The sequence below is a fragment of the Paracraurococcus lichenis genome, assembly GCF_030657435.1.
Lineage (GTDB): Bacteria > Pseudomonadota > Alphaproteobacteria > Acetobacterales > Acetobacteraceae > Paracraurococcus > Paracraurococcus lichenis.
In genome coordinates this window covers 1-3,819 of the sequence record NZ_JAUTWS010000206.1, presented here as the reverse complement: position 1 = coordinate 3,819, position 3,819 = coordinate 1, and the positions used below count along the sequence as shown (strand labels likewise).

General features: G+C 64.8%; 4 protein-coding genes. 3 read left to right on the top strand and 1 reads right to left on the bottom strand.

Going from position 1 to position 3,819, the window contains the following annotated elements; all coding sequences use genetic code 11:
- Positions 1–281: 281 nt before the first annotated feature.
- On the bottom strand, positions 282–1,292 hold the full coding sequence (locus Q7A36_RS38755) for a site-specific integrase (protein WP_305109131.1): 1,011 nt from the start codon (positions 1,290–1,292) through the stop codon (positions 282–284).
- 522 nt (positions 1,293–1,814) lie between these two features.
- Here Q7A36_RS38755 and Q7A36_RS38750 point away from each other — a divergent pair.
- The 3 genes from Q7A36_RS38750 to Q7A36_RS38740 all read left to right on the top strand — a co-directional run bounded on the left by Q7A36_RS38750 (position 1,815) and on the right by Q7A36_RS38740 (position 3,074).
- Positions 1,815–2,051: a hypothetical protein gene (locus tag Q7A36_RS38750; protein ID WP_305109130.1), complete on the top strand. Its 237-nt coding sequence runs from the start codon at positions 1,815–1,817 to the stop codon at positions 2,049–2,051.
- A gap of 590 nt (positions 2,052–2,641) precedes the next feature.
- Positions 2,642–2,764, top strand: coding sequence for a hypothetical protein (locus Q7A36_RS38745; RefSeq protein ID WP_305109129.1), 123 nt, complete (start codon positions 2,642–2,644; stop codon positions 2,762–2,764).
- An 82-nt stretch (positions 2,765–2,846) separates the two neighbouring features.
- Positions 2,847–3,074 carry a hypothetical protein gene (locus tag Q7A36_RS38740; protein ID WP_305109128.1) on the top strand — a complete coding sequence of 76 codons (228 nt, stop codon included), beginning with the start codon at positions 2,847–2,849 and terminating at the stop codon, positions 3,072–3,074.
- The last annotated feature ends 745 nt before the right edge of the window (positions 3,075–3,819 follow it).

Below are 3,819 nucleotides of genomic sequence, written 5' to 3'. Positions count from 1 at the left end.
ATGGTGTGCATTCCGTGGACCCGCCTGGTCAGTTCAGGCCATGCCGACCGCGACCGGCTACGAGGCGCTCAGCATCATCACCCCCAGCCGAAAGATGAGAGGCAATGAGCTTGCGCCGACTTGGCTGATCAGGAAGATGCCGGCCGGCCTGCTCCTGATCGATGCCGCCACCGACAGGGCTGTCGGGCGCTACTCGTCAGTCGCTGATCTCCTCGCGGCGGTGACGCACGTTGAGGGTGCAGAGGCGGCGAACGACAATGAGCTAGAGCAGCGCGAGATGCCTACAGGAATGTCTCGCCCGCGTGGTCTTTCAAGAGTTCGGCGCGGCGGACGTACCCGCGCAGCGTGTCGAGCGACTTGTGTCGGGACACCTCCATCAGCTTGAACACCGACGCGCCAGCCTCGGCGCCGCTGGTGAGGAAGCCCGACCGCAGGCTGTGGCCCGCGAACTCCTCCGGTCGCAGGCCAGCACGTTCGGCGTAAGCCTTCACCACCAGCGCTACAGCCTCGGCAGTCAGCGCATCCTCGCCGAGCCGCCCGCCCTTGCTGATGCGGCGGAACACGGGCCCGGTGATGATGCCTGCGGCGTCCAGCCACGTGCGGAGTGCCTCGACCGGCCGTAGCTGTGTGCCGTGCGGGATGGCGATCTCCTGGCCCTGGCCTTCCTGGTCACCCTTGCTGCGCCGGATCCGCACGCGCAGGCCCTGCTGCACGAAGACCAGGTCCTCCACGGTGAGCGCGACGAGTTCGGACCGCCGGAACGCACCGGAAAAGCCGAGTAGCAGCATGGCCCGGTCGCGCAGGCCGCGCAGGGTGTCCATCGGCACCTGCTTGAGCAGATCGCTAATCGTGCCAGCGGTCGCCGGTGTCTTCTGCGCTGGTGCCGTTCCCTTGGTGCGCCGGATGCCCCGCAGCGTGGCACGGACAGCCTCCGCACTGGTCGGCGCCTCATGCCCATCGAGACGGTGGGCATAGCGGATCGCGGCGACGCGGCGCGCCAGCGTGGCGGGCTTGGCGCCGGTCTCGGCCTCCGACGCGAGGAACGCCGCGACGGTCTTCGGCTCGGCCGGCAGCGAGGCGACGCCGCGCGCGGTGCACCAGGCGTCGAAGCGCTCGAAGTCGGAGCGGTATGCCCGACGGGTCGCGGCCGCCTTGTCAGCCAGAGCAAAGGCGACGGCGGCCTCGGTCTCGCGCTGGATGGTCTCGACCGGGACGAGGGCCAAGTCGCCGGCTTCGGTGACGGTTGGGACCAGGGCGGCTTGCGGGTCGCTGGGGGGGTCGGCGGAAGCCATCAGCACGCCTCAGCATTGCTCGTGAGAAGAAGCGTTATCACGAATAATCCGAGCGGAGAAGAGAGTTCGCGAGCCGTTGCAATGACGAAGCATGCTGCAGCAGGTAAACAACCGCTGCCGCTTGCCCCCAAACCCAAGCGGCACCGCTCCGGCCCGCTTCCCAGCCCCCCATACCCTGGGAGGCGGGCCGTCCCCTCCGATGATGTACCGCGCGCGCTCACGCGCCATTGCGATTCTGAAGTGAAGTGGGTCGCGTTACGTGAACCTGCCGCTTTGCCCTAGACCCGGAGCGGCGGACTTGGTGCCCGCTTCCTGTTCCGTTCCGGGAAGCGGGCACCCCCCTCCGAATTTTCTCGGCGCTCGGAATATGGATACCGGAAGGCACCCAGGAGTTTGCAGCGACAGAGGAGACCCACGAGCGATCGAGCGCAGGCCAAAATAGCACCAATAGTTGAAAATTTGGTGCGGTAATATCTTGTTTCGGGCGAGTTAACAGGGCCGCAGATTGATGGGTTTCCTGTGATGTCGCGCAATCAGCGTCCTGCTTTCTTCGGCTACGTGAAGGTCGAGCTTCTCTCGCGCTCGTCACGCCGCTGGCGCTGGCGAGTGTGCAAGGAGGGAAGCGACTTCGTCGTGCTGGCGTCCGAGCCGATCTTCGCCAATGCGGAAGACGCATGGAGCGTTGGCAGAAAGGCACTGACAATGCTGGAGCGCGGTGAGCATGTAGAAGGGCTTCGCGCGGTTCCTGAGGACGCCTGATTTAGCCCTTCGCTGTCGCCGTCACGGAGCCCGCACACTGCAGCAGCAACTCAAATTTGCCAGTGTTCGTGATTCGGGAGAGCGCGTTCGGGCGATTACCGTGAGATCAGTGGAGACGTTATCGAGTCTCCACACCCTGGAGCTACATGTCAGAAGCAGATCGCGTCTTCTCCGGCCGGAGAAGGCAGGAAGCACACGCCTCAGACAGCGGTGAAAAGCGCCTCATCGTCAGCACACCGCGCAAAGGCACTCCCGGCAAGAGCCGAGTTGTTGAAGTCGTAGAGGTTCGGCGCAAGACACCGAACCAGGCCGCGGCGCCTCCGCGTTTTGCAGATCGGAGCCTGCGCGCCGAGACTTGGCCCGAGGGGTTCCGAGCAAAGCCGGCACCACCCGCTCTCCTGAAGGACGTGCTGCCAGCCGAACCCGAGCCGCCGCCCCCGCCGGCCACCCACGTCATGCCGATGTGGCAGCCGTCACCGCCACAGCCAGAGATACCTCCTCCAGAGGCCGCCGCTGCCGCACCCAAAGCAGAGGGTGTCAGGCAACGGCACACGCACCGCAGTGAGGCAGGCAAGGCGGCGAACGAGGAGGTGCGTTCCTTCGCTGATCCCTTTGCAGGGGAGGATGACGGCGCGAACTGCCTTCGCTGCGGCTACCTGGTGGAAGCGGCGCGGGAGAAGCGCGGGCTGCTGACCTGCGCGGCCTGCGGCTGAGCTGCCGAGGTCGTATTCGCCAGCAAGCACGGATCTGCGGACCACCTCATCGGTTTGGGCTTGCAAAGGACGGAACAAGCCGATGAGGGAAGCAGAAACACCGCTGGAAACCGCGCGACGCCATGTCGCGGAGGGAGAGGCGAGGTGCGCCCGTCAGGCCGAAATCCTGCGGGAGATGATCACCGACGATCATCCCCAGGCCGCCGAGATGGCGCGGCGGGTGCTGGCGAACCTGGAGAACACCTTGGAGACCTCGCGTGAGCACCTTCGTTTGGAAGAGACGGAGGCTGCCAGAGCCGCCGGCGCATAACCCGCTTCGTCGTCTACCTGCGCGGCAACGCTTTGGGGCTGCTTCCTGCTTGTCCCCTTACCCTGTGGGGAGTGCTCGTCTCTTCAGGCAACTCGATAATTGATCCCGTTTCGAGCTCCCCTTGCGGCGCCAGCGCAATACGCGCGCCGCCAGCTCGGCCGGGTGCAAACAATGCGGCAGTCCCAGCTCACCTCTGATAACACCCTTGGCACCCTGACCCGATGCCAGTGGCGCAACTCCGGGGAGCAGCGATGAGGCTGAGACTGTCGGGCTGACTCCAAAAGCGGCGGCGACCAAGTGGCGGTGCGGAGGGTAGGACGGCCGAAGCAGAAGCCTAGTGTCCTAGGATGCTAGTGTAAAAGTGTTATGGCTTACTATGACGCTAGGGGTTGCCTCCCACTACGATGAATCGCCCACTCCCTTCGGTGCATTCCTCGCTTGCGTCGCCGTCCAAGATTCCGGGAGGGTCGAGTTTCTTTCGGGGCGGCCTTCGCCCACCCCCACCTTCTCGACCTGCGCTTCGCAGCCCATTCCTTGGCTCTTCCAGTCGTTCCGCGCCTCGCGTGCGCCTCTATAGGAAAGAGTATAGGAGTCCTATAGGTAGTAGGTGGGCAATTCAGCGTGGATAACCGGTCTCCTGGCGGGCGATTCATCGTATTGGCTAGATTCGGTCGGTGGGCGATTCATCGTGCTACAGTGGGCGATTCATCGGGGATAGGTCGGCCGGTGGGCGATTCAGCGTGGA